Origin of the sequence: Methylobacter sp. Wu1 (assembly GCF_036553575.1) — a bacterium.
Taxonomy (GTDB): domain Bacteria; phylum Pseudomonadota; class Gammaproteobacteria; order Methylococcales; family Methylomonadaceae; genus Methylobacter.
The window spans coordinates 24,014-49,921 of record NZ_JAZHOC010000064.1; the positions used below are offsets into that span (position 1 = coordinate 24,014).

Below are 25,908 nucleotides of genomic sequence, written 5' to 3' on the forward strand. Positions count from 1 at the left end.
ATTTATGCCAATGCGGCCGGGCAGCGTCAAGCGCCGAATCCTCGCGGATTGCGCGCGAAAGGCGTCCGGCTGGTACATACCTTCAACAACCGGCAGGTTAAACCCATGACTCTCATCTACGCCGAACGCCTGCGCGGCTGGCGCTTCATCCTGTTTAATGTCGTGCTGGGCCTGGGGCACATGATCGTGCTGTTCAATGTCGGCTGCTATATCGCACTGCTGCCCCATGTCGCCGGCGATCTGGGCGGGGTGTTGCCGAGTTTTGCCACCTGGGGCCAGACCTATTTCATCATTGCCCTGGCGCTGGCCTTTCCCGGCGCGCGATGCCTGTCGGGCCTGTTCGGCGATTATCGCCTGTTCAGCGCGGCATTTGTCGTGTATGCCCTGGCCTCCTATCTGTGCGCCATCAGCCAGAGCTTATGGCTGTTCGTGCCGGCGCGCATCCTGCTCGGATTCTCGGGCGGGATTACGCTCTATGTCGGGCAGTCCCTGCTGTTGAAGGAATACCCCGATCATCTGAAACTGTTGGGCTTGGGAGTATGGGGCCTGGTCACGCTGATGCCTTTTACCATCAGCTTTCCCATAGGCGGCATGATCGCGGACGAACTGGGCTGGCGTTATCTGTTCTACCTGAATATCGTCTTCGCCCTGGCCATCGCCGGCATCAGCGGCTCATTACTTGCCGGAAGGGGATTCGAGCGCAACTTTACCCGCTTCGACGATATCGGTTTTGTGCTCATGGCCTTGATTCTCGGCAGCGTGCAGACCTTTTTGAATCAGGGCAACGATTTTGACTGGCTGGATTCGCCTTTTCTGTGCAGCATGCTGCTCGTCCTGGCCGTGGCGTTGCCCTGCTTCATCATCTGGGAATTCGATGAACCCTATCCGGTATTCGACCTGCGCCTTTTCACGCACCGTAACTTTACGATCGGCGCGATTTGCCTCGCCGTGGGATTTCTTTCAATCCAGGGGCTGCTTTCCGTGTTCATCGTTCAGCTTCAAGTATTGCTGGGGTATTCCTCGTTTCTGGCCGGCATGGTCTACCTGCCCATGATCCTGCTGGCGGTGCCGGTGACCCTGGCAATGCACAAGCTGCCCGACAGGCTGGACGCCCGCCTGCTGGCATGCCTCAATCTCCTCGGTTTTTCCTTTACCTTTTATTGGCTGGGCCTGTTCGACGACCCCGGCTCATTCGATCAGATTTTTTGGCCCATGCTGCTGCTCGGCTTTTTTCTGGGCTCGTTCTTCACCCCGCTGACCAGGCTGACTCTGCACGGACTGCATGGCGACCGGGAGATGCGCGCGGCCGAAGAGGCGGGGCTTCTGCGGATTGTCGCCGGCGCAATCGGCATCACCTGGCAGGGCGTCGTGCTGTTTCGGCGCATCCCCTTTCATCAGCTTCATTTCTCGGAACAATTCGGGGGGCGGCGGTTCGCTTCCATTGATGTGCTGGAAGGGTTCGCTTCGAACCTGCAGGCTTCCGGCCTCGATACCGTCATGGTCAAGGGCAAACTCCTCAACGTCATCCGGCGGCATGCCACCCTGCTGGCGTTAAACGATGCCTTTTTGCTGACCAGCTACCTGTTTATCGGCTTGGCCGGCCTGGTATGGCTGGCCTATCCCACCTATCAGCCGCTGCATCCGACTTTGCAGCAGGAACTGGGCGATATCCGGGCGGAAACGCTCATGGAGGAGCCATGAGCCGCCGGTCCGTCGCAAAGCAATCGCCTAGGTGGGGACTCTCCGCCGGGCTTGCGCTTTTGATGGCCGGTTGTGCCTGGATACCTGAAGGCGATAAGCCTGCCGAGTTCCTGAAGCCGCCGTCGCTGGAACACGCGCTATCCCATGCGGCTCATGGCGAGCCGCTTGCTCCCGAGGCGCGTTGGCCGCCTGAGCGCTGGTGGTGGGAATTCGGCAGCCCGGAACTCAACGGCCTCATGGCTACCGCCCTGGAAAAGAATATCAGCCTTAAGGTGGCGGCCGCGCGGCTGCGTCAGGCGCATGCCATGACGCGCGTGGAGGGCGCAAGACTGCTGCCGTTCCTGGATGCCGAGGTGGAATTGGCGAACGAGCGCATTTCAGAGAATGGCGTTTTTGCCGTGCTCAACCGCGAAGAGGCGGCGGGCGCGAACATCGTCTTCGGCAGGATTACGCCTTTGAGCTTACGCTATGAATTCGATTTCTGGGGGAAAAACCGGGCCGCGCTGGAAGCGGCGCTGGGCGAGGAGTCGGCCGAGGAAGCGGAGCATGCCGAAGTCCTGCTTCAGTTGACTACCTCGATTGCGCGGGCCTATATGCATGGACTGGCGCTGCGGCACCAACTCGACCTGTTGCATGACATGATCGAGTTGCGGCGCGACCTGCTCGATATGGATGAAACCCGGCTGCGGCTGGGCCTGGATTCCGCCGATCCGGTGCAGCAATCGGCCATTGAATTGGAACAACTGAACAAGCGCGAAGCGGGCATAAGGGACCTGTTGGATCTGCAGCGGAATTTGTTGGCCCGGCTGATTGGCAGCGGACCCGATTCGACACAACGCCTGTTCACTGACGCGGCGATCAGCCCGGAAGGCATGCGCTTGCCGGCGCAACTGCCGCTGGAGCTGCTCAGCCAGCGCCCGGATCTTGCCGCCGCGCTGCACCGGGCCGAGGCAGCCGCGCAACGGATCAAGGTCAACAAGGCCAGTTTTCTGCCCACCATCGATCTGACCGCCTTCGTCGGCGTCAATGCTCTCAGGCTGACGAAGGGGGCGAGTTCCCTGGCCAATCTGCTGTTTTCCGGCTCCAGCTTCTCCTACGGCGTCGCGCCGGGGCTGCGGCTCCCCTGGTTCGAAGGCGGGCGCCTGCGAGGGGAATTATCGGCGCAGCGGGCGGAATACGATAGCGCGGTGGAACTTTACAATGATACGTTGCTGCATGCCGTGCAGGAGGTCGCCGACAGCCTGAGCCGCTGGCGGGAGACACGCGCCATGCTCGTCGCGCAAGGCCGCTTGCTATCCGCCCAGAGCGAAAAACTGGACCTCGTCCAGGAGCGTTTTCACAGCGGCCTGGATGACCGCCGGGCGTTGCTGGAGCGCGAGACGGCCGTGCTGGATCAGCAATATGTCTTGAAGGACCTGGAAGCGGAACAGCGGATCGCCATGGTGGATTTGGCGGAAGCGCTGGGCGGCGGGTACGTGAACGATTTCAAGATCAGTCCGCGCCCGCCGGAACAAACGTGGCGCTGGTGGTTGCCATGGCGGCTTTAACGGAAGCCCGGAGCGGGCGGAAACGCAAACAGCCTCGAGCTTATCCGGCACAAGCCCGAGCGATAGCTGAAAAATATATGTACCTGTTTTCGAAAATAGAATTTGGCATTGCCGATATAAAAATTTATGAGCATTCATTCCAAGATTATTCGCATTCATCCCAATATCATCCGTACCCGCCGCAATCGCTATCTGTTATCGGTTGCGCTCGTTTTGGCCGTGGGGGCCATGGCTTATGCCGGCTATTGGTGGCATTACTGCCGGTTCTGGGTGGTCAGCCGTAATGCGTTTGTCACTGGCAACCTTATTCCGGTGGAAGCGGACGCAACGGGCATCGTCACGCAGATATTGGTCGAGGAGAGCCAGTACGTGAACAAGGGCGATCTGCTGGTCCGCCTTGATGAGCATCGCGCACAGACCGCTTTGGGCCGGAGCCGGGGCGAGCTGGGACAGATCGTGCGCGAAATCGGCGCCGTTTTCGCCACGCGCCGGCAAATGTGCCAGAAACTGACTGCCCGCTCGGCCCGGCTGGCGCGGGTGCGCCACGATGTCATCCGCTTGCGGCAGGCGTTGCCGAACGGCTCGGTATCCGAGCAGGCCTTGCAAAATGCCGAGGATCAGATGACGGCCCTCGAAGCCGATATGCGGGAGGCCGAGGCGGAGCTCGAATCAGTGGACGCGAAAGTCGGCGGCACCAGCCGGATACTGCATCCGGACGTGGAAGCGGCCAAGCATAGATTCATCGCCGCCTATCTTGAATACTCGCGGCAACGCATCCATGCACCCATTTCAGGCTATGTGTCCATGCGCAAGGTACAAGTCGGGAACCGGGTTCAGCCCGGCGATCAGCTGATGACGCTCGTGCCCCTGGAGCATCTGTGGATAGAAGCGAACCTGCGGGAGACCGAGGTGGGGCGGGTGCGGCCCGGCCAATCGGCGGAGATTACCGTCGATCTTTACGGCGAGAGCCGCATCTATCATGGCACGGTGGAAGGGTTGGTGCCGGGCACGGGCAGCGTTTTTGCCTTGCTGCCGCCGGAAAACGCGGCCGGAAATTTTATTCATATCGTGGAACGCGTTCCCGTGCGTATCGGACTGCGGAAGGACGAGGTGCTGAAAAACCCCATTCGCCCCGGACTTTCCACCAAGACCGCGATCCACGTCCAGGATTCGAAGCAGCCTCTGGGCGCTTCGCTGGCGACGGTTTCTACTCAGGAGTATGCGACTGACATCTTTATCGATGAGCTTATCAAGGCGGAATCCAAGGCCCAGGAAATTATCCGGGAGAATCTGATTCAAGAAAACGACCCGCTACTAGAGCCGAATTGCGGATCCCTTAAGCCGGCAGCCGTTAAAGATGCCGGCCTTTAGCGACGATACTGATTTTATGCTTGCTGGCGCGAGCCCTGGCACCACCGGCATTGGAGAGGCGGGGGTTGCCTAATAGGCCGGCCACTTGGAGAGTTACACATGATTTTATCCATTAATCGAAAAGTCGCCTTCAGCTTAATCCTGGCGCTCGTCATTACCGTCATTGCACTATCCGATGCGGCGCTCCACTTATTGCTCGAGTTGATGCATGTTTCGTTCGAATTGTTTGAACAGACGCTTGACCTGATCGTCGAGCATACTTTCCATACGGACCGTCATAAGACGCAAGTCATTGTGTTTTATATAATGTTCTCCATCGCCTGCTATGGATTGTACAAACTGTACAAGCTGTCGCAGATGCTGCATCGCTGGTTCCGCGAATGCAGCGAGAGTCTTGCGATCAGCTGGCTACTGCTGAAGAAAGAAATTTCAGCTTACTGGCAGACTTTACCGGCAATCGGAAAAACCAAATGGCTGATGGGTTTTTCGGCGGGCGTCACCTGCATGGCCTTCTGGATCTTGATGTGATTGCGATGCATAAAGCTGACGAACCGCTGCGTTTTGTAATACTTAGCCATCTAATACCGGAAGAACCGGCCGTCGGCTAATCGGCAGTTCCGCCCCTGAGAGCTGAAGCGCAGAAAATGACTTCCGCCACATCCTTGGCGAGGACAGTTATCTATATTTTGAAAAAAGCCGCTTATAATAGCCATAATAAAAACTTGATCATGGCTGACTTGAAAAAGCTGGCCGTGAGCCGCTTCATCGGATTTAGAAAAACGCCATGCCAGACTTAGAGTCGCTGTTTCCTGTTGCCCGCCAATTCACCAAAAGCCAAGCCGTCATAGCCATACAACCGCTGGGCAATGGCCTGATCAATGACACGTTTCTGGTCACGACGGATTCATCGCCGTTCGTCCTGCAGCGCATCAACACGGCGGTTTTCCCGCAGCCGGCGCAAATTATCGAGAACCTGCACGCATTAAACGAACATCTCCTGCAGAAAAAGCCGGACTCAGTCAAATTGCAGATCCCGGACATTTTATCGACGGCCGAAGATGGCTATTGCTACGAAAAAAACGGTGATTACTGGCGGGCGCTGAGCCTTATCGATAATACGGAAAGCCTGGAAGTCATCGGCAGTACACATGATGCGGCGCAGGCAGGCTTTGCGCTGGGCCATTTCCATCGCCTGCTCAGCGATCTTGACCCCGGCATTCTGCACGATACCCTGCCCGGTTTTCACATTACGCCGGGCTACCTGAGCCGCTATGACCAGGTTTTGGCGACTGCACAGCTTTCAGAACCCGAAAGCCGCTATTGCGCCGATTTCATCGGCCGGCTCCGGCATATTGCCGGCGATCTGGAAACGGCAAAACAACAGGGTTTGCTGCCCCTGCGCGTGATACACGGCGATCCCAAGCTCAATAATTTCCTGTTCGACAAGGACAGCAAAAAGATAGTCAGCCTGATCGACCTGGATACCGTCAAGCCTGGGCTGGTGCATTACGACATCGGCGACTGCCTGCGCTCCTGCTGCCAGACGACGGACCCGGTCGGGTTCGATGCGGATTGCTGCGCCGTCATTCTGGAAAGCTATCTGGCCGAGGCCGGCGCGTTCTTTTCCGAGTCCGATTACGATTATCTGTACCCGGCCATACGGCTGATTCCTTTTGAACTGGGCCTCCGGTTTTTTACCGATCATCTGGAAGGCGACCGCTATTTCAAAGTGACGGAGCCCGGGCAAAATCTTCGGCGTGCGGTCGAACAATTCCAGCTCTGCGAGAGCATCGTGCAGCAGGAACCGGTTATCAGGCAGCTGATAGCGCGCCTGAAAAAACAGACGATGGGAGCGCGATCATGAGCGCCGCCTCGCCCGGGCAGCGCAACCTGCTTATCGGCTGCGGCCTGGTGCTGCTCGGCGCCCTGGGCTTTTCCGCCAAGGCCATTTTTATCAAACTGGCTTACGCGGCCGGCGGGCAAATTGATGCAATCAGCCTGATGACTTTGCGCATGTTGTTTTCGCTGCCGTTCTTTCTGGCGGTCGTGCTCTGGCATAACAGGAAATCGCCGGCCGAGGCGCTCACCAAAAAGCAGTGGGCCGTGATTGCCGTACTGGGGCTGATGGGTTATTACATCGCCAGCTACCTGGATTTCATCGGCCTGCTGTACATTTCGGCCGGCCTGGAGCGGATCATCCTGTTTTTGTATCCGACCTTCGTCGTGCTGTTTTCGGCGCTGATGCACAAAAAAGGTATTTCATTGCGCGAAATGGTCGCCCTGGCTTTAAGTTATGCCGGCATGATCATGGTTTTTATCGAACAATTGTCTACGGAATCAGAGGGCATCTGGCTGGGATCGTCGCTGGTACTGGCCGGCGCCGTGGTCTTTGCCTGTTTCACCATGGGCAGCGGCGTCATGGGCCGGCGCATAGGCTCCGCGCGCTTCACGGCTTACACGATGACGATCGCCAGCATCGCTACCATCGTGCATTTTTCAGTCGGTCATGGCCTGGCACTGACCGGCTTTCCTGCCGAAGTTTACAAACAGGCCTTGTTGATGGCGGTCTTCTCCACCGTATTGCCGTCGTTTTTCATGAATGCCGGCATCAGGCGAGTCGGCGCCGGCTCGGCGTCCATTATCAGCATGATCGGCCCGATCGCGACACTGGTGCTGGCATTCTTATTCTTAGGCGAACCCATCACGATCATGCAGCTGTCCGGCACGGTTTTCGTGCTGGCTGGCGTGTTTGTGATCAGCCGCGCCAAATCCTGACTCAGGCAATCATTTCGGTGCGGTAGCGGTACACTTTGAGCGTATCGGACCAATAGTCGGGCGCGAATCCGGCTTTCTGTTTCAGATGCCGCAGAAACTGTTTAGGTTCCGGCAGTGATTCCCATACCGAGGGCAGGAATGTGCCGCGCCGGAGGCCTTCCATCAGGATCAGCCCGTCCGCCCCTGCCTGAAGCTGCTCCAGCAGATCCTGCTCCGAAGTGAACGACATCGGCTCGGCCGGCGTCAGAAGGGAAAGATGGATGTCCAGATCGCTCAATTCATGGGCCTCCAGCGGCGGAAACCGGGGGTCGCGAAAGGCTGCCGAAAAGGCGTTTTCAGCGATATCGACCGCCAGCGGCCTGACCGCGTCCAGCGTGCCGATGCAGCCGCGCAACAGATGCTGCCTGTGCAGTGTCACAAACGTGGCGCGCTGTTCTGCCAGTTCGGCCGGGTATTCGTTTAAATCGATGATCAACGGCTTGCCTGTTTTCAAGCCATGTTGAATGGAATTGATTGCCAGCCCCATCAGCCAGCGGTGGTGTTCTTTATTCAATGACATAAGCTCCATAACCTACAACTCTGTCTTTATCGCCTGCGGTATCGCCGGAGTTGCGCAAATCAATGGTTTTAATTGAGAGTGAATTATCCCGCGCCAGCTTCAGCAGCCCGCTGACCGGCACTTTGCCGCAAGCAGATCCAGAAACGAGATGCTCATATTGCAGATGCTCTATGGCCTCGCTGGTCGATTTGTCCAACTGTTGAGCGGTCGTGTAATCATGGAAATGGCTCAGGTCCGAGCTGACCACAATCAGCGTTTCGCTGCCTCCCCACAACATCTGTATAACCTGGCTGACCTGTTCCGGCGTAGCGTCGCCAGCCACAATGGGGATCAGTTTGAAGTCGTCGAGCATCTCCTGCAGAAAAGGCAGATGCACCTCCAGACTGTGTTCATAGGTATGCGCCTGTTCAATGTATTCGACAAAAGGCAGCTTGACCAGCGCCTGCACCGCCTCCTCGTCAACAGCGATATCGCCCAACGGCGTGGAGAACGTTTGCGCCCGGCTCACGGCCAGTCCTCGAAAGGCAACACGATGGGAGGGGCCGATCAGCACGACCTTCTGGATCTGATGGCGCGCATTTTTCAAGCGCGCATAAGCGGTGGCCGCGACGGGTCCCGAATAGATATAGCCGGCATGCGGCGCGATGATGGCTTTAGGAACTTTCGCGTCGGATTTAGCCTCATTTAAGTATCGATCTAGCATTTGGCGAAGTTGTTGCGGATTGGCTGGGTAAAAAGTACCCGCCACAGCAGGTTGCCTATTCATGAGATATCCTGTTATTTTCCGGGAGAAGAATGAGTTAGCGTGAAAACTGTTGAAACAGAGCTATTGCGCTGAAAATTAATCAATACAACTGGCGTAAATGTTAGTAACCAATTTTTACCAAAATGTGACCATACGATTTATTACATGGTTCCAGGAGACTATTCATGACTGTCTTCATTACGCCTGATACGGTGAAAACGCGGCATTGGCACCGCCTGAAAGATGGCCGTGTCCAATGCGATATTTGCCCGCGATTCTGCAAGCTGCATGAGGGGCAGCGCGGCCTCTGCTTTATCAGACAAAATCTGAACGATGAAATTGTCATGACCAGCTACGGCCGCTCCAGCGGTTTTGCCATCGATCCGATTGAAAAAAAACCGCTGAATCACTTCCTGCCCGGTACGCCGATCCTGTCTTTCGGTACGGCCGGCTGCAATCTGGCCTGCAAGTTCTGCCAGAATTGGGACATCAGCAAATCGCGCGAACTGGATACGCTGATGAGCCAGGCCTCGCCGGATGCGATTGCGCAGGCGGCGCTCGAGCATGGCTGTACCAGCGTCGCTTACACCTACAATGATCCGATAATCTTTCACGAGTATGCGATAGATACCGCTCAGGCCTGCCGCGCTCTGGGCATAAAATCGGTGGCGGTGTCGTCCGGCTATGTCTGCGCACAGCCCCGTGCCGAATTTTATCAATGGATGGATGCCGCCAACATCGACCTGAAAGCGTTTACGGAGCATTTTTACCATCAGATTACCGGCGGCCATCTGGAGCCGGTGCTGGAGACGCTCAAATACATCAAGCACGAAACCTCGGTCTGGCTGGAACTGACGACATTGATCATCCCGGGCGAGAATGACTCGGAAGCCGAGCTGGAAGAGATGGCGCAATGGGTCGTCGAAAACCTGGGGCCGGATGTGCCGATGCATTTCTCGGCCTTCCATCCTGACTGGAAGATGCGCGACAAGCCCCATACGCCATTATCATCATTGCTGCTGGCGCGCAACACCGCGCTAAAGAACGGCGTGCGTTACGCCTATGTCGGCAATGTGCACGATAAATCGGCCAGCAGCACCTATTGCCACAATTGCGGATCGCTGCTGATAGGCCGCGACTGGTACGACCTTGACGAATGGAACCTGGACGCATCGGGCAATTGCCGTTTCTGCGGCGAGCGCTGCGCCGGCGTCTTCAGCGAAACCCCCGGCGGCTGGGGCGGCAAGCGCCGGGCCGTCGCCATGCCCCGCGCGGGCCATGGCCTATGACGAACAGGCTCGAACTCGCTTGGCTTCAAGCAGCCATATCTCAATCGAATCCGCCGCAATCCACAATGCGCAACATCAGCAGATCTCTGGTTCATGTGGGGAGACTTCAGTCGCCCTGGGCGAGACTACCAAAGGGCACAAGTAAAGTCGCCCCCACATACCTGAAAATTCAGGGAAGTTATTTCTCACCCTATCCCTAACCAATCAGGCAATAAAAAAGCTTGTCATGTCAAATGATAATCATTATCATTTAAACAAGGCGACAATTTGACCTCTCGCTGCTTTTCGTTTAACGCGCCTGCTTGCACAACAGCGCGTTAAACCCTTTTTTCAATCGACTACAAACCGAGGAGTTTTATGCCTGAACAATTATCTACTCCCGCGCGCACCGAAATATCGCAGTTGCACGCAACCACCTGTTTGTCGATGACGCAGTTCATCAACGGCCGCCACTGCCCGAAACTGGCTCATTCGATCGTGCATCAGCTGGGCCTTTTGCTGGCGCATCCGGATCTGGCCGCGGCCAGCCGCGAGCTGTATCAGCAACTGCTGGAACATTGGCAAAAAGTCGCCGCGCATCTACTGGAGCAAGGCGCCAGACGCGAACCCCGGCCGGTTTATCATTAATAACCTGGGTTTTATGAAAGATAAAAATAATAACCGCAACCTCCATCGTCAAAGCGTCGAGATCGTGGAACAGGAAACAGTTCCGGCGCGGCGCCGGGTCAGCAGCAACGAACTGTTCGGCGCACAAAACGAAATCGTCATCGATCACCACGACGACGAATACCGCCTGCGCATCACCAGCAACGGCAAACTGATTTTGACGAAATAACCATACCCGCTCCAACCAGCGGCATAGCCAGCCATCCAGCCCTGCCGGGCCAGGAAGCCAGCCAGCCTTTTTACCAATCGCGAGGCACGCTATGTCGGCACAGGCTAAAAAAATCATCCATTTCCCGGAATCTCCGGCCAGGGCAGAGATATCGGCTTGCGCCCAGTTGCGTGCCGGCAATGAGCCCATGCCGCTCAATAATCCATTCAGCCAACGACTGCCGGAACTGCCGGCATGCCGCCGGAGCGAAGGCGCGATCGGCCTTGGCGCCGCGTTCGCGTTTCACCTGATCTGGCTTGCGGCGGCGCCGGCGTTCGAAAAGCCGGCGCCTGTCACGCCGCCAACACCCATTCAGATCGCCTGGATTGCATCGCCAAAGCCCCGCGCCGAGCCCCCGAAACCCGAACCGCCGAAACCGCAAAAAAAGCCAAAGCCGGCCGCCAAGCCCAAGGCAAAACCGCGCAAACCAACCCCGGCCAAACCGAAACCGCTGATTTCCGCACCCGACAGCGCCTCGGAAATAACCGTTGCGAAAACGGCGGAAACGCCCAAAACGCCAACGGTGGAAGCTCCGAAAACGCCGCCTGCAGCCAGCTCGGCGCCCGCCAAGAGTGCGCCGACGGAAGCGGCGCCGTTAATCCAGCCGCACCTGAACGCCGATTACCTCGACAATCCGCCTCCGGCCTATCCCCGGATCTCGCGCCGGCTGGGCGAACAGGGCAAAGTGCTGCTGCGCGCCATGATCAACACCGACGGCTCGGTCGCCCAACTGGCCGTGCAGAAAACCAGCGGCTTCAGCCGCCTGGACCAGGCGGCGCTGGAAACGGTCAAGCACTGGCGCTTCGTGCCCGCGCGCCGCGGCAGCCAGATTGTGCCGGCCTGGGTCGTCGTTCCCATTTCATTTTCTCTTGAAGGATAAACGCATGGATTTCAAAGACAACCTCACTCATTTCCTGGCCCAGAGCGATGGCGTCGGGCAAACGCTTTTTGCCTTGCTGGCCGCGATGTCGATCGCCAGCTGGTATTTCATTATCATCAAAGCCTGGCAGGGCGCCATGATGCGCCGGCGCTCGGCGCAATTTCTGAAAACGTTCTGGGATGCCGCCTCGCTGGACGAGGTCGCCCGATATCTGAACCGGCACGCGCCGAACGAGCCGTTCGCCTATTTGACCTGGCACGCCATAACCGCGGCGCGGCATCACGCCGCGCATGGCGCGCATCGTCTGCACGAGGCCGGCTCCGCTTCGGAGTTCCTGACCCGCTCGATGCGCCGCGCGATCGACGAGGAAACCGCGCGCCTGGAATGGGGCCTGACGGCGCTGGCCTCGATCGCCAGCACCGCGCCGTTCGTCGGCCTGTTCGGCACGGTCTGGGGCGTCTACCACGCCCTGCTCGGCATCGGGCAGGGCGGAGCCGCCACGCTCGACCAGATTGCCGGGCCGGTGGGCGAGGCGCTGATCATGACCGGCCTGGGCCTGGCCGTGGCGATTCCGGCCGTGCTGGCCTACAACGCCTGCGCGCGCGCCAACCGCCTGGTGCTGGCGCGCCTCGACGCCTACGCGCATGACCTGTTCGCTTTCCTGACCACCGGCGCGCCCATCGCCGTGCAGCCAGACGCCAGCCCCAAAGCGGCCGTCGTTTTAGGGGGTGCGTGATGGCCTTCGGCAGCTTCGACCAAAACAAAAGCCAGCATCCGGTCTCGGAAATCAACATGGTGCCGCTGATCGACGTGATGCTGGTGCTGCTGATCATCTTCATGATCACGGCGCCCTTGATGACGCATGCCGTCAAAATCGACCTGCCGAAAGCGTCCAGTGAACCGCAGGTGTCGGAAACGAAACATGTCGCGCTATCCATCAACGGCGACGGGCAGTTATTCTGGGATGAAGCGGCCGTCTCGCGCGAACAGCTCAACGAACGGCTGGCGCAGCTCGCGCAACAGTCGCCGCAACCGGAACTGCACGTACGCGCCGACCAGGCCGTACCGTACCGCTTCGTCGCCGAGGCCCTGGCCGACGCGGCCAAGGCCGGCGTCACGCGCATCGGTTTCGTCTCCGAGCCCGAGCCATCCCATACACATTAATGAACCACAGCCACCCAGCTTTCCCCGCCAGGCAGCCAGACACTATCAAATAAAAATAAAGGGGAAATCATGTCCTTAAAAAAAACGACAACGCCCGGCGCCAAATGGCGCCTGGGCGCGCTATTGCCGCTGGGGGCGGCGCTGAACGGCATGGCGGTGGCCGCCGAGCCGGCCGTTGAAACGCGCGCCGGCGCGGACAAGGAAATCACGTTGCCGGCCGTCAAGGTCAAGGCGGCCCGCGATCAACAAGACGACGGCTACAAGGCCGACACCTCGACCACGGGCAGCAAGACCGAGATGGCGATTCGCGACATCCCGCAATCGGTCAGCGTGGTCAAGAAGGAACTGATCGAGTCGCAGAACGCCTTCAATCTGCGCGACGCGCTCAAGAATGTCAGCGGCCTGACCATCGCTGCCGGCGAGGGCGGGCGCACCGGCGACTCGATCACCCTGCGCGGCTTCTCGGCCAGTTCCGACACCTACCTCGACGGCGTCAAGGAAAACGGCCAGTATGCGCGCGACACGTTCTTCATCGACCGGGCCGAAGTGCTGAAAGGCGCGTCCTCCATCCTGTTCGGGCGCGGCGCCACCGGCGGCGTAATCAACCAGGTAACCAAGAAGCCGACCGGCGGCACCCATGCCACAGGCGAGTTCACTTACGGCCTGTACGACTTCAAGCGCTCCACGCTCGATGCCGAAACCGCCTATAAGAACCTCTCGGCCCGGCTCAACGTGCTCTACCAGGACGCGGGCTCCTTCCGCGACTACAACTACACCGACCGCTGGGGCATTGCGCCGTCGTTCATGGCCAAGCTCACGCCGGACACCGATCTGTCCCTGAACCTGCTGCATCAGGAAGAGGACAGCGTGTTCGACTACGGCGTGCCGATTTACCAGGGCAAACCGGCCGGCACGCCCATCGAGACCTTCTACGGCTTCAAGGACGACCGCCTGCAGAAAACCGACGTCAACGTCGGCACGGTCGCGCTGACGCACCGCTTCAACTCGGATTTCTCGGTGAAAAACACCGTGCGCTACGGCGGCTATGAGCGCCAGTACCGCACGCACCTGTTCGGCGCAGTCACCGACAATGGCCTGGACTCCACGGTCGCGCGCACCCAGGCGCTGCGCCGGAACACGCAGGAAAACATCTACAACCAGACCGACTTCGTCTACAAAAAACCGCTGTTCGGCTTCAACAACACGCTGATGTTCGGCGCCGAATTCGGCTGGGAGGATTATGACTTCAAATCGAAAAACTCGAGCGGAGTGGCCCCCGTCTCCCTCTTCAACCCGGTGCTGAGACCGACGGTGGGCTCGGGGCGGGCCAATGATTTCAGCGGCACGCTCGCCACCGACCGCATCACGCAAACCCAGACTTACGCAGGCTACGTACTGGACCAGTTCGAACTGTCGCCGCAATGGAAATTGCTGGCCGGCGCGCGCTACGATGTGTTCGAGGCGGAACAGGACGACCTGCTCAACGACGCCAACGACCTCAGCCGCACCGACCGCCAGTGGAGCCCGCGCGGCGGCATCGTCTGGCAGCCGACCGACAACCAGTCCTATTACTTCAGCTACGGCACGTCCTTCAACCCGTCGGCCGAAGCCTACAGCCTCAGCGCCGCGACGGCCAACCTGCCGCCCGAGAAAAACCGCAATTTCGAGATCGGCGGCAAGTTCGACCTGTTCGATGGCCGCCTGTCTGCGACCGCCGCGCTGTTCCGGCTGGAAAAGTCCAACGCGCGCACGGCCGCGCCTGACGATCCCAACCTGACCGTGCTGGCCGGCGAGCAGCGCACCGACGGCTTCGAGCTGGGTCTGGCCGGGGAAATCCTGCCGCGCTGGGACGTGTCCTTGACTTACGCCTATCTCGACTCCGAGGTGACGAAATCCAACAGCACCGCCGTCGGCACGGTCAGCGGCCTGACCAAGTCGCTGCAGGGCATGACGCCAGTCAACGTGCCCGCGCACAGCGGCGTCGCCTGGACCAGCTACCATCTGACCGACAACTGGGAAATCGGCGGCGGCGTGTTTTACGCCACAAAGCGCTACACCGACACCGTCAACGAAGTCGAACTGCCCGGCTACGCGCGACTCGACGCCGTGCTGGCCTACCATCAGAAGCATTACGACGTGCAGCTGAATGTGTTCAACTTGACCGACACGGTGTACTACGAATCCGGCCAGACGCGCTCGGCCCTGCCCGGCGTGCCGGTCTCGGGACAGTTGTCGGTGCGGCTCAAATACTAAGGAAAAACATCCCGATGTAATTTTTGAGCCCCCGTGGGAGAAATATCCATTAAACAACTCAACTTAAGGTGAAGAAAAACATGCATGCCTCATCCGATACCCTGCCGCCGCCCGCCGCGGTCAGAAATCATAAACCCAGCGGCGGCTATCTTTTTTTGCCGCGGCGTCTGTCGCGCGGGGCCTTCCTGAAATGGCTGCGCCGCATGCATGCCTGGATCGGCCTGTGGGGCGCGGCGTTGGGCTTGTTATTCGGATTGACCGGCATTCTGATGAATCACCGCGAGATAATGAAGATCCCCCTCGGCAAGATGGCGCAAAAAGAAATCCAGCTTCCGCTGCCCGCGCCAAGGCCCGCCGATCCCAAGGCCATGGCGATCTGGCTGGGGCAGACTTTGGATATCGACACCGGGCACGCCCGGATACGCCGCGAGCCCGGCAAGACCGTCATTTGGAACGGCAATGAAGTACGGCAGCCGCCGAGCTGGCAGATTGCCGTGCGCAGCCCGCAGCGCTCCCTACAGGTTGAGTACTGGGAGGGCAATGCCTTCGTCAGCGTCAAGCAAGGCGAGGCCAATTTGCCGGCGATGCTGAGCAATCTGCACAAAGGCGCCGGCATGGGCGTCGGCTGGGTCTTGCTGGCCGACACCCTGGCCGGCGGGCTCATCGTCCTGAGCCTAACCGGCACGCTGCTATGGACCCGACTGCACGGCCGCCGGCTTGCCGCCGCCGGGCTGGCGTTGGGCTCCCTGAGCCTGGCCATAGGGTTTGCCTGGCAGGCGCTTTAGCTTGTGCGGGGGCGACTTCGCCTGGAGCGCCTACTGTTGGCGTCGCCCAGGGCGAATGAAGTCGCCCCCACAAATACATTCCTTAAAAAGGAAAGTTATTCTTCACCGTATCGTTAATAGGAATTCTCTGGAGATTCTTCATGCTGATCCATATACCCGACGTACTGACTGCCGAAGCATTATCAAAATGCCGCGCGATTCTGGTGACCGCGCCCTGGGCCGATGGCCGCATCACGGCCGGCACGCAGTCGGCCCAGGTGAAAAACAACCGGCAACTGCCGGAAGATACGCCTGAGAGCGATGCGCTCCGCGCCATCGTGCTGGAGCACCTGAACAGGAACGCGCTGTTCCTGTCCGCGGCGCTGCCCAGGCACATCTTCCCGCCGTTGTTCAACCGCTACGAGGGCGCCGCCAACGCCTTCGGCAATCATATCGACAACGCCGTGCGCATCTGCGCCGCGACCGGCGAGCGCGTGCGCACCGATCTGTCGGCGACGTTGTTTCTGAGCGATCCGGACGACTACGACGGCGGGGAACTGGTCATCGAGGACACCTACGGCGCGCATGCCGTGAAGCTGGCCGCCGGCGACATGGTGCTTTATCCCGGCTCCAGCCTGCACCGCGTCGAGCCGGTCAAGCGCGGCGCGCGAGTGGCCTCGTTCTTCTGGATGGAAAGCATGGTGCGCGAAACGGAACGCCGGCGGCTGCTGTTTGAAATGGACATGGCCATACTCGAACTGCGCGAAATACAAGGCGACAGCGCGCCGACAGTCAATTTAACCGGTTGCTATCATAATCTGTTGCGCATGTGGGCTGAGGTTTGAACGGCAGAGTTAGTATTCTTGCATGTGGAAGACAAGAAGAAATCCTGCTCTCAATGACAAATATTTAGTTTTCCCGTATCAGCTGTACACATTAAGATTTCATCAAACAATTAACCTATTCCTTGATTATGTCTATGATTAAACTTCCTGTTCCGAGTTAATTCCTGATCATTAAAATCATTGTCTCGATTTACTGTTCCCAAAGTTAAATCACCCCCGGCAAAGCCGGGGGCTTATTATTGTTAGCCCCTCAAAGGGGCGAATTCAGGAATCGCCTAAAGGCGATCAATTTTTCCAAAGATTTAACTGTTCGTAGCGTTCCTCTTCACGCTCTTGCTCCTTGATGTAATTTCGGACCATCTCTTCATCAAGGCCAACCGTTGATACAAAGTAACCTCTCGCCCAGAAGTTCTCATCCGTAAAGTTTTTTGTTTTCCCTCGAAAATTCCTGGCAATTGAAATCGCACTCTTTCCTTTGATGAACCCTACTACATTGGAAACTGCGTATTTCGGCGGTATGCTAAGGCACATGTGGACGTGGTCAGCCATCAAATGCCCTTCTACTCTTTCACACCCCTTCTGCTTCGCCAGCTCATGAAATATTTCACCTAAATGGCGACGTAATTCACCGAATATCTGCTTCCGTCTCCTCTTCGGTATAAACACTACATGATATTTGCAATTCCATTTTGTATGGCTCAGACTTTGATATTCTCTCATTTCGATTCTCTTAACTATTGATCAAGTTTCTGAGAATCGTTGTAACCGCCTTATAGGTCAAACCTCTGAGAGTCCCCCGGCATAGCCGGGGGGTTACCATGTTTAATTAAAGTCGGGCAAGAAAAATTATGAAAAAGTTGTATAAACTACTGAAAAATATTCAGGCTTTTTTAGTTTTCTACAACCTTATTAAACAATCGCAGAGTAGTCGATGATTTCTATTGGTTCGTAGCTACTCGCGTTACTCTGCTTTTGACTTGGTTTCTGGTTGTTTTATCGATTCCCACAAAGCAGCTCGCTTTAATTCCCAAACTGGAGCTTGGGAACGGGAAAACTGGTATAAGCCAAACGCTAGATACGCTTAACTTACACAGAATTATCAGGAGATAACATGACAGGAAATAGTGGTCCTCTGGGTGGATCAACCAATAAGCCAGTAATAGATGAAGGCACTCTCATCCTTCATCAGTCGCCGTCACTTGGTCCGATTGGGCTCACCTCCCAAAATAGTCTGTACATTACCCCGAAAAATGGCTCTCGAGGATTGACCCCGGGAGAAATACAAATGGCGAAAAACATCTTTAAGGATTCGATCAGCTACGCTAAAGTTCGGGTCCATAACGAAGGCTACTTTCCTTTTGGGCTGCAAGATGCCAACACTGCAGTGACGCCTAATGGGGAGATGTATTTTCTCCCCGACGATTTTGAAGAGGACTTCTCAACTTCTGGCGATCGGGGGAAACGCTGGTTTATGCATGAGATGACCCACGTATGGCAGCATCAACTGGGGTATTGGGTTAGGATTAGGGGCGCGTTCCGTCCAGGATTGGACTATAGCTACATTCTTGACGCTCAGATGAAGCTCTGCGACTACAATATGGAAGCTCAAGGTGACATTTTGGCAGACTACTTTGCGTTAAAGTTTCTCAATAATCCAGGTATTGTCAGGAATAAGCTGAGTTCAAATCCTCCGGTTACATACTCGGTCAAAGAGTATGAAAGAACATTGAAGGACTTCCTGATCAATCCATTAAACCGTAAAAATCTACCTTAAGATATGTCAATAGAAAAACTATGTTGCTATCTAATAGTCGTGGCAATGCACTTTACGCAGATCAGTGGATGTACTCCGATTAGAAAGGAAGATGGACCGGCTATTGTTCGACAAATTGGCAATGTTCCTTGCTTTTCCATTGCGAACACTGAAAAAACCCGTGCGGGAGAAGCGAATTTAGAAATGATAGAGGTTATAGATGAGCAGGGCGAAAAAATGTGGCTCGTTGATTTTAAGAAAATGCCTCCATTCACGCCGGACCAATGCATACCCTATGGTCAAACGACCGATGTTTTTCCAGCAAAGGTGCCGGCCGTACCACTAGTTACCGACAAGGTGTATCGGCTAACTATCATTGCGCCGATGGAAAAACATCCATACGAGACTTATGCTTACTCAGCGGACTTTTGCTTGCTTAAACATCCGGGACAAGAGGTTCTAGTGCATCAAGTCCAATTTGACTCAAAAACATCGCGATGGCTGCGCGAAGCCTGCAAAACTGATGCGCCAAATTGATCGTTAGCAGCTGAGCTGACAGGTTGGACGAAGCCGCTAACGCGGAGAAAAAGCCCCAGCGCCCGATTATTTATAGAATGTAACCTCAAGCCCTCACTGCGAGGGATCATTCCACGACGAATCATGAGGTTACCCGACAATGACATCATCATCCGAATCCGATTTCAAGCGCAATTATCAAACGCATCTTAAACACCTTAAGCTCAAAGGGCTCCAGCCCAAGACGATAGAGGCTTACGCCCGTGCCATTCGGCGTATCGGTCAGTATTTCGATGACCACATCGATGACCTGTCCGAACCGCAGTTGACCGATTATTTTACCGATTTGCTGACATCGCATTCCTGGAGCGCGGTCAAGCTCGATCTGTACGGTCTCAAGTTCTATTATACCCATGTGCTGCGCAAACCCTGGGTAGCCCCCCATCTGATCAAGCCGCCCAAGGCCCAACGCTTGCCGGATATTGTTAGCGTGGAAGAGGCTCAGCAACTTTTCCTGGCCACCCATGTGCTCAGTTACCGGGTTTTCTTTTTCACCGTCTACAGCTTGGGTTTGCGTCTCGGCGAGGGCTTGCGCTTGCAGGTCGGCGATATCGACGCCGAACGTCAGCGTGTGCATATCCGCGACGCCAAGGGCAACAAGGATCGCCTGGTGCCGCTGCCGGCGGCCACATTGGCCTTGCTGCGCCGCTTCTGGCGGGTTCATCGTAACCCGGTGCTGCTGTTTCCTAATCGCCATGGCGGCCTGAAAGGCGCCTGCCGTGCCACCACCCCGCTGGATCGCGGCGGCGTACAAACGACGCTACGCAAGGTGGCCCAAGACTGTGGCTTAAAAAAAAGATTACCCCGCACAGCCTACGTCACAGCTATGCCACGCATCTGATCGAAGCCGGCGTCGATCTGCTGGAAGTGCAGAAAATCCTCGGCCACCACAGTATCCTCACCACGGCCCGCTATACCCACCTGACCGACGGCACGAATCAGAACGCCAGCCAAGTGATCAATACTTTGATGAATGGCTTTGTCCTGGACTGGGGGAAAGTGAAATGATCCTGCTGTCATCCATCATCGAAACCTTTGAAACTGAATTTCTCGAACGTTATCAGGACTCGCTATTACCCAGCCACCGTCAGGCGCTGGCCGCCATGAAGCACTGCCGTACCTCGCACAGTCCCGTGATGTTGGCGCAATGCGATGACTGCGAGAGCCAACGCTTCGTGCCGCATTCCTGTGGCCATCGCAGCTGTCCCCACTGCCAGCAGCACGAAAGCCAGCAATGGCTGGAGCGCCAACTGCAAAAGCAGGTGCCCGCCGAGTATTTTCTGTTGACCTTCACCTTGCCCAACGAACTCAGAGCGCTGGCCTGGCAACAGCAACGCACACTGTATGACTTGCTGATCCGCTGCAGCTGGGAGACCGTCAAAGCCTTCACGCAAAACGATCCACAGCTTCAAGGGAACGCCGGCGCCATCACCGTGCTGCATACCCATTCTCGCCGCCTCGATTACCATCCCCATGTGCATCTGGTGATGCCGGCGGCGGCCATTGACCCGAACAAACGGCTGTGGCGAACCAAAAAAGGCCAAGATCGGCATAGAACCGGTTATCTGTTCAATCACCAGGCCTTGGCCATAGTCTTTCGTGGCAAACTGCTCGAGGCTATTACTCTGGCGGGGCTGGCGCTGCCCGACCGTTACCCCCAAAAATGGGTCGTCGACGTCAAGTCCGTCGGCCGCGGCGACCAGGCGCTGGTCTATCTCGGACGCTATCTTTACAAAGGCGTTATCCAGGAAAAGGACATTATCGCCTGCCGGGACGGCCAGGTGACTTTCCGTTACCGGGACAGCAAAACCCGACAGAGGCGCACCCGAACCCTGCCCGGCGCCCAGTTTCTGTGGCTGATCCTTCGGCATGTGCTGCCCAAGGGCTTTCGGCGGGCCCGCAATTTCGGCTTTTTACACCCCAACAGCAAGCGCCTGATCCGCCTGCTGCAAGTCCTGCTCGGCGTAAATCCGAATCAGGCCCTGGCCTGGCTGAGAAAACGGCCTGGCCTCAAGTGCCGGTGCTGCGGCGGTGACATGCGCATTGTCAAAACACAGATGCCGCCGTCCTCAATAAGGCTGGCGATGTCAACGGGCTAACGAAACCGGAAGGCACAGGCTATGTAAATCCATCCGTCATTCCGGCCCGGCCTGAAGCGGCATGTTTACGCCGAGGGGTATGCTCGGCTCAAATTCGGGGCATAAGGCACCTGAATGCATCCCTTTCCGGATGTTATTGCTGTCATGGCAACCCTATTGGCTTGTTTTTGAGCCTTACCGCCTCAGACGAGCCGCCGCGTCCCACAAACACCGAAAAGCTATTTGCTTATATTAAAGTCAGATCCGTGATCACCGGGCTTGTCCAACAACCGGTTCAGATTGTGGTTCGCTTTGCTCACACAATCTAACCTTATTCGTTAGATCGTTTTTTCGCTATTTCCAGTAATATTTCGCATGATTATTGTTAACAGACTCGCTGCGCTAACAAGTTAATACCCATGTATTTGGTATAAATCAGTGGAGATAAATTCTGGTGCCGCTGGCAGTTTGCCCGGACAAGTGGCGAAGGCAATCCAATACAGGAGACCAGAATGACTACCAAGACCGTATATGCGTTTATACTGAATTCATGTTGTAGCGGAATTTTGTTATTAATGGCAGCGAGTGCTCGGGCAGAGCTGACTGACGTAACCCAAACGACGCCGAATGTACCGGGCGGCGCTATAGAAAAATCACTGGAGCAGCAGATTGGTGCAGGACATGGAGACGAGTTTACGCCAGGCTCGTCGATCTATCTCATAAAACGTGATCCAACCCGCTCGGTTCGCCGGGGGCGTCAAATCTTCCAACGGAAGTTTACGCACGATCAAGGCCAGGGGCCGCGGGTGAGCAATGATTCAACCGGGGATATCCATGAAAATCCAGCGCTAGGGGCCGGATTGACAGACAGCTGCGCCGCTTGTCATGGTCGCCCGAAAGGCGGCGCAGGATCTGGCGGCGACGAAGCCACCCGCCCCGACAGCCGTGATGCGCCTCATCTTTTCGGCCTCGGGCTGGTGGAGATGCTGGCGGACGAAATCACGAGCGATCTGCGCGCCATCCGGGACAGAGCGGTGCAGCTTGCCGACCATACCAAAGCGCCTGTCAAACTGCCGCTTGTCAGCAAGCAGATTCACTACGGATTTATCCAGGCGTTGCCGAATGGAGAAATTGATACCTCTATGGTGGAAGGTATAAATCCGGACCTTCGTGTCCGACCCTTTTTTGCTCAAGGGGGCGAGTTTTCCATGCGCGCGTTTGCCGTCGGCGCCTTCAAGGATGAGATGGGGCTGGAGTCTGCCGATCCGGTACTCTGCCAGGCTAATGATCCAAGCGCTCCGATCAAGACGGTAAGCCCGGCAGGCATGGTATTCGATCCGACGCTGGATAAAATCAAGCATCCGCCTGTTTGCAATCCCAACGAAGACGGCGATGGGGATGGGGCAGTCAATGAGATTGATCCGGCTCTCCTTGACCATATGGAGTTTTATCTGCTGAACTACTTTAAACCCGGTACGGACCAGACAACTGCACGCGCCAAGTTTGGCCTGAAGCTGATGAAGGCCATCGGGTGTACGGGCTGCCATGTAGAAAACCTGCGCATCGAACATGACCGCCGTGTCGCCGATGTTGAGACTCGCTTCGATCCGAAGAAGGGAATCTTCAACCGTCTTTTTGCAACCGCCACAACGCTTTATGATACTGTCGACGACGGTCAGGAATTTCCGAAACTGCTTCCCAAGGGAGACTCCTTCCTCGTTAAAAACATTTTCGCCGACTTCAAGCGCCACGATCTCGGGCCGGCATTTCATGAAAGACAGTATGACGGAAGCCTGGTGACAAAATTCATGACCGAACCGCTATGGGGCGTGGGCAGCACGGCGCCTTACGGTCACGACGGACGCAGCATTAACCTTCGAGAAGTGATTCTGCGCCATGGCGGCGAAGCTCAGGAATCAAAAGAAAATTTTGCCGAACTGAGCGATAACAAACAGCAGATGATTCTGGAGTTTCTTGCCACGCTGGTGCTGTTCCCGCCTGACGATACGGCATCAAACCTGAGCCCTGGCAATCCGAGAACCGATAATCCGCAAGACCCCGCAGAACACGGCAGTATCAACCTGGGGACGCTGTTCCAGATCCCGGCAGAAGGAAAGGAATAGGATTGGCATGCTTTGCTGACCGTCAACTGAGGAAAGATGCCGCAATAAAGTGTGCTCTTTCCTCAGTTTGAGGTGCTTAACGCATGAATAGAACAATGCCCTGATAACCTTGCAAGCCAGCATGCAATTCACGGCGACCTTGGCTTGCGGCATTTCTGCCGGAGCCGCTGTTTACATATCAATGCCGCCGAACAGCTGCAAAAATGCCGTGCGAAGCCTTCCAACTCTCCCGTCGGATCTTCTGGTTGTGCGCCGTGGAGGACATCCGAAACCGCCGGTTTTCTTTAAGTAATTCAACTTATTGATCTTTATTGCCCCGGCGGGATAATGCAAGCGGCCCTTTCGGAATTACGCTTACCCTGCCCTGATCTGGCGCCATCCCGTTTCCAGCTCAAACACCATCCCTCCAAGAACGGACATTTATGCTTCAGTCTCCCGCATTCCTTCTTCCTCCCATCAGCACCACGGCATCGGGAGATATGAGACGCGTGGGCGTAGAACTGGAATTTGCAGGACTCCCCATTGAAGACATTGCCCGATTGATCCGCGAACAGTTCGGCGGCACCATACTGGTCAACAGCGCTTACGAAAACACGATTACAGGCACGTGCCTGGGCGATTTCAGAGTCGAGCTGGATTTTCAGTACCTGAAGAAAAAAGGCCGCAACAAGCTGGACCCCGAGGCCTCTTTCGCCCTGCTTGACGAATGGTCGGAGCAACTCGTGCGCTTGGCGGCCGAACAGATTGTGCCTTTTGAAATCGTCTCGCCGCCGATTCCGATGGACCGTCTCGGCGAGCTGGAGCTTTTGATTCCAAACTTGCGGGCATCAGGCGCCCAAGGTACGGACAGCGGCACACTGAGCGCCTTCGGCCTGCATTTCAACCCGGAATTGCCCAGCCTGGAGCCCGAAACTATCGTATCCTATCTTAAAGCTTTCCTGTGCCTCTACGATTGGCTGGTTTACCACAGCGAGATCGACCTGACCCGGACCATGACCGGCTATATTGCCCCTTTTCCAACGGATTATATCCGGCAAGTCATTGACCTGGATTATCATCCCGATCAGAGTGCGTTGATCGACGATTACCTGGTCGCCAACCCCACGCGCAATCGGGCATTGGATATGCTGCCGTTATTCACTTATCTCGACAAGTCCCGAACACTGTCGGTCATCGATGACGATCGTGTTCAATCCCGGCCTACCCTGCATTACCGGCTGCCCAACTGCCGCATTGACCAGCCTGGCTGGGGCCTTGATGTGGACTGGCGCAACTGGCTCATGGTCGAAAGGCTGGCCTGCGATGCCGAGTATCTGAATGCCATGTGTCAGGCTTATATGCAATTTTTGGACAGGCCTTTAGCTGACCTGTTCAAAAGCTGGAAAGATACGGTCGAGATATGGCTGGATCGCACTTATCCCCTGTAATCGGCGTCACAGGTCCCAGCAAAGGCGGAGACCGCGCCTGGTTTTTCACGCGCAATGCCATTCTCGCCGCAGGAGGGCATCCCCTGAGGCTCACGCCCAGGCATTCGCATCTGAATGAGATATTGGACGGCATCGTGATCGGCGGCGGCGATGACATTTATCCTACGCTTTACGAATCGGAGGAACTGCCCAATACGCGCTATGACAAGGAGCGGGACATGTTCGAACTCATGTACATCGAAAAATCCCTGAAAGAAGACATCCCCATGCTGGCCATCTGCCGCGGAGAGCAGCTGCTCAACACTTACCTGGGCGGCAATCTGCATCAGAATCTGCGTGAGCTGCGCCGCCATACCCGCAACCGTTTCACGGTACTGCCGCTGAAAACCCTGCTGGTGGAGCCGAACAGCCAAATGGAGGAACTGCTGGGGACCACGCGTTGTCGGATTAATAGCCTGCATACGCAAGCCATCAATCGGTTGGGCAGCGGATTGAGAGTTGTCGGCCGTGATCTGGATAATATTGTGCAGGCGGTAGAAGATCCGTCGAAACCATACCTGATAGGCGTCCAATGGCATCCGGAATACTTGCTCTACCTGTCCCGCCAGCGTAACCTGTTCCGCGCGCTGGTGAAAGCCGCTCGTGAGAGGCTATAAGAGATGACCGCCTATTTAAGTTTGTTTGGAGTAAGTTTTCTGGCCGCCACGCTGATTCCGTTTTATTCGGAAGTGGCGCTGGTTGGTCTGTTGGCCACCGGCCATGATCCCTGGCTGCTGTGGCTGTCTGCATCGGCGGGTAATACGCTGGGCGCCGTCGTGAACTGGGCTCTGGGCCGTTATCTGCTGCATTTCGAATACAGCCGCTGGTTTCCGTTCAAAATCTCTCAGCTGCACCGCTACCAGAACTGGTACCAGCGGTTCGGCGTCTGGTCTTTATTATTGTCCTGGTTGCCGGCCGGCGGCGATGCCCTGACGTTTATCGCGGGCATGATGAAGGTGCGCCTTTCGGTCTTTATGATTCTGGTAGCAGTAGGCAAAAGCTTGCGTTATGCGCTGATCATCGCATTGTCGGACCAGATTTTGTGATGCCAGCATGAGAGCTCGACGACATCAGATTGCCTGGAATTCACTCAATCTGAGACGAATACACGGAAAGATGCGAAGACGCGGAAACCGCCGCTGGCG

At 56.6% G+C, this 25,908-nt stretch carries 25 protein-coding genes and 1 pseudogene; 23 read left to right on the forward strand and 3 right to left on the reverse strand.

Annotated elements, in window-relative coordinates; genetic code table 11:
• Positions 1 to 105 precede the first annotated feature (105 nt).
• From V2P20_RS13895 to V2P20_RS13920, 6 genes are all read left to right on the forward strand, one after another.
• Entirely contained in the window at positions 106 to 1,701 is a 1,596-nt protein-coding gene (locus V2P20_RS13895) for an MFS transporter (RefSeq protein ID WP_331819299.1), read from the forward strand.
• Positions 1,698 to 3,248, forward strand: a complete 1,551-nt coding sequence (locus V2P20_RS13900) for an efflux transporter outer membrane subunit (RefSeq protein WP_331819301.1) — start codon at positions 1,698 to 1,700, stop codon at positions 3,246 to 3,248. Before V2P20_RS13895 ends, V2P20_RS13900 begins: the two co-directional genes overlap by 4 nt.
• 126 nt (positions 3,249 to 3,374) lie before the next feature.
• Positions 3,375 to 4,619, forward strand: coding sequence for an HlyD family secretion protein (locus V2P20_RS13905; protein ID WP_331819303.1), 1,245 nt, complete (start codon positions 3,375 to 3,377; stop codon positions 4,617 to 4,619).
• Between the two features lie 99 nt (positions 4,620 to 4,718).
• Positions 4,719 to 5,147 carry a hypothetical protein gene (locus tag V2P20_RS13910; RefSeq protein ID WP_331819305.1) on the forward strand — a complete coding sequence of 143 codons (429 nt, stop codon included), beginning with the start codon at positions 4,719 to 4,721 and terminating at the stop codon, positions 5,145 to 5,147.
• 256 nt (positions 5,148 to 5,403) lie between these two features.
• Entirely contained in the window at positions 5,404 to 6,483 is a 1,080-nt protein-coding gene (locus V2P20_RS13915) for an aminoglycoside phosphotransferase family protein (protein WP_331819307.1), read from the forward strand.
• Positions 6,480 to 7,394, forward strand: coding sequence for a DMT family transporter (locus V2P20_RS13920; RefSeq protein ID WP_331819309.1), 915 nt, complete (start codon positions 6,480 to 6,482; stop codon positions 7,392 to 7,394). The genes V2P20_RS13915 and V2P20_RS13920 overlap by 4 nt, the downstream gene beginning before the upstream one ends.
• Before the next feature lies 1 nt (position 7,395).
• Here the strand turns inward: V2P20_RS13920 and amrA are convergent, their stop codons facing one another.
• A complete protein-coding gene (gene amrA, locus V2P20_RS13925; RefSeq protein WP_331819311.1) occupies positions 7,396 to 7,953 on the reverse strand; it encodes an AmmeMemoRadiSam system protein A in 558 nt (185 codons plus the stop codon).
• Positions 7,940 to 8,719, reverse strand: coding sequence for an AmmeMemoRadiSam system protein B (gene amrB / locus V2P20_RS13930; RefSeq protein WP_331819313.1), 780 nt, complete (start codon positions 8,717 to 8,719; stop codon positions 7,940 to 7,942). Before amrB ends, amrA begins: the two co-directional genes overlap by 14 nt.
• A gap of 164 nt (positions 8,720 to 8,883) precedes the next feature.
• Here amrB and amrS point away from each other — a divergent pair, with 164 nt between their 5' ends.
• From amrS to V2P20_RS13975, 9 genes are all read left to right on the forward strand, one after another.
• Positions 8,884 to 9,987, forward strand: a complete 1,104-nt coding sequence (gene amrS, locus V2P20_RS13935; protein WP_331819315.1) for an AmmeMemoRadiSam system radical SAM enzyme — start codon at positions 8,884 to 8,886, stop codon at positions 9,985 to 9,987.
• 357 nt (positions 9,988 to 10,344) lie between these two features.
• On the forward strand, positions 10,345 to 10,614 hold the full coding sequence (locus V2P20_RS13940) for a hypothetical protein (RefSeq protein ID WP_331819317.1): 270 nt from the start codon (positions 10,345 to 10,347) through the stop codon (positions 10,612 to 10,614).
• A 13-nt stretch (positions 10,615 to 10,627) separates the two neighbouring features.
• Positions 10,628 to 10,822, forward strand: a complete 195-nt coding sequence (locus V2P20_RS13945) for a hemin uptake protein HemP (RefSeq protein WP_331819318.1) — start codon at positions 10,628 to 10,630, stop codon at positions 10,820 to 10,822.
• Between the two features lie 91 nt (positions 10,823 to 10,913).
• Positions 10,914 to 11,741 (forward strand): energy transducer TonB, encoded by an 828-nt coding sequence (locus V2P20_RS13950; protein ID WP_331819320.1) that lies wholly within the window; start codon positions 10,914 to 10,916, stop codon positions 11,739 to 11,741.
• Between the two features lie 4 nt (positions 11,742 to 11,745).
• The gene (locus tag V2P20_RS13955; protein ID WP_331819322.1) at positions 11,746 to 12,477 is read left to right on the forward strand and encodes a MotA/TolQ/ExbB proton channel family protein; all 732 of its coding nucleotides are present in this window, start codon (positions 11,746 to 11,748) and stop codon (positions 12,475 to 12,477) included.
• Entirely contained in the window at positions 12,477 to 12,905 is a 429-nt protein-coding gene (locus V2P20_RS13960) for a biopolymer transporter ExbD (RefSeq protein ID WP_331819324.1), read from the forward strand. Before V2P20_RS13955 ends, V2P20_RS13960 begins: the two co-directional genes overlap by 1 nt.
• 69 nt (positions 12,906 to 12,974) lie before the next feature.
• Positions 12,975 to 15,158, forward strand: a complete 2,184-nt coding sequence (locus V2P20_RS13965) for a TonB-dependent siderophore receptor (protein ID WP_331819326.1) — start codon at positions 12,975 to 12,977, stop codon at positions 15,156 to 15,158.
• An 80-nt stretch (positions 15,159 to 15,238) separates the two neighbouring features.
• A complete protein-coding gene (locus tag V2P20_RS13970; RefSeq protein ID WP_331819328.1) occupies positions 15,239 to 15,943 on the forward strand; it encodes a PepSY-associated TM helix domain-containing protein in 705 nt (234 codons plus the stop codon).
• A 140-nt stretch (positions 15,944 to 16,083) separates the two neighbouring features.
• Positions 16,084 to 16,767, forward strand: coding sequence for a Fe2+-dependent dioxygenase (locus V2P20_RS13975; protein ID WP_331819330.1), 684 nt, complete (start codon positions 16,084 to 16,086; stop codon positions 16,765 to 16,767).
• A gap of 285 nt (positions 16,768 to 17,052) precedes the next feature.
• Here V2P20_RS13975 and tnpA read toward each other — a convergent pair whose 3' ends face one another.
• Positions 17,053 to 17,487, reverse strand: coding sequence for an IS200/IS605 family transposase (gene tnpA, locus V2P20_RS13980; protein WP_331819332.1), 435 nt, complete (start codon positions 17,485 to 17,487; stop codon positions 17,053 to 17,055).
• A 391-nt stretch (positions 17,488 to 17,878) separates the two neighbouring features.
• Here tnpA and V2P20_RS13985 point away from each other — a divergent pair, with 391 nt between their 5' ends.
• The 8 genes and pseudogenes from V2P20_RS13985 (at position 17,879) to V2P20_RS14020 (ending at position 25,809) form a co-directional block, all read left to right on the forward strand.
• Entirely contained in the window at positions 17,879 to 18,541 is a 663-nt protein-coding gene (locus V2P20_RS13985; protein ID WP_331819334.1) for a hypothetical protein, read from the forward strand.
• A gap of 3 nt (positions 18,542 to 18,544) precedes the next feature.
• Positions 18,545 to 19,057: a hypothetical protein gene (locus V2P20_RS13990; RefSeq protein ID WP_331819336.1), complete on the forward strand. Its 513-nt coding sequence runs from the start codon at positions 18,545 to 18,547 to the stop codon at positions 19,055 to 19,057.
• 139 nt (positions 19,058 to 19,196) lie between these two features.
• Positions 19,197 to 20,104: pseudogene (locus V2P20_RS13995) on the forward strand (site-specific integrase).
• A complete protein-coding gene (locus V2P20_RS14000; RefSeq protein WP_331819338.1) occupies positions 20,101 to 21,195 on the forward strand; it encodes a transposase in 1,095 nt (364 codons plus the stop codon). Before V2P20_RS13995 ends, V2P20_RS14000 begins: the two are co-directional and overlap by 4 nt.
• Before the next feature lie 554 nt (positions 21,196 to 21,749).
• Complete coding sequence (locus V2P20_RS14005; protein WP_331819340.1) at positions 21,750 to 23,297, forward strand: di-heme oxidoredictase family protein; 1,548 nt, start codon at positions 21,750 to 21,752, stop codon at positions 23,295 to 23,297.
• Positions 23,298 to 23,719: 422 nt separating this feature from the next.
• The gene (locus V2P20_RS14010; protein ID WP_331819342.1) at positions 23,720 to 24,724 is read left to right on the forward strand and encodes an amidoligase family protein; all 1,005 of its coding nucleotides are present in this window, start codon (positions 23,720 to 23,722) and stop codon (positions 24,722 to 24,724) included.
• A complete protein-coding gene (locus tag V2P20_RS14015; protein WP_331819344.1) occupies positions 24,697 to 25,380 on the forward strand; it encodes a gamma-glutamyl-gamma-aminobutyrate hydrolase family protein in 684 nt (227 codons plus the stop codon). Before V2P20_RS14010 ends, V2P20_RS14015 begins: the two co-directional genes overlap by 28 nt.
• A 3-nt stretch (positions 25,381 to 25,383) precedes the next feature.
• Positions 25,384 to 25,809 carry a YqaA family protein gene (locus tag V2P20_RS14020; protein ID WP_331819346.1) on the forward strand — a complete coding sequence of 142 codons (426 nt, stop codon included), beginning with the start codon at positions 25,384 to 25,386 and terminating at the stop codon, positions 25,807 to 25,809.
• The last annotated feature ends 99 nt before the right edge of the window (positions 25,810 to 25,908 follow it).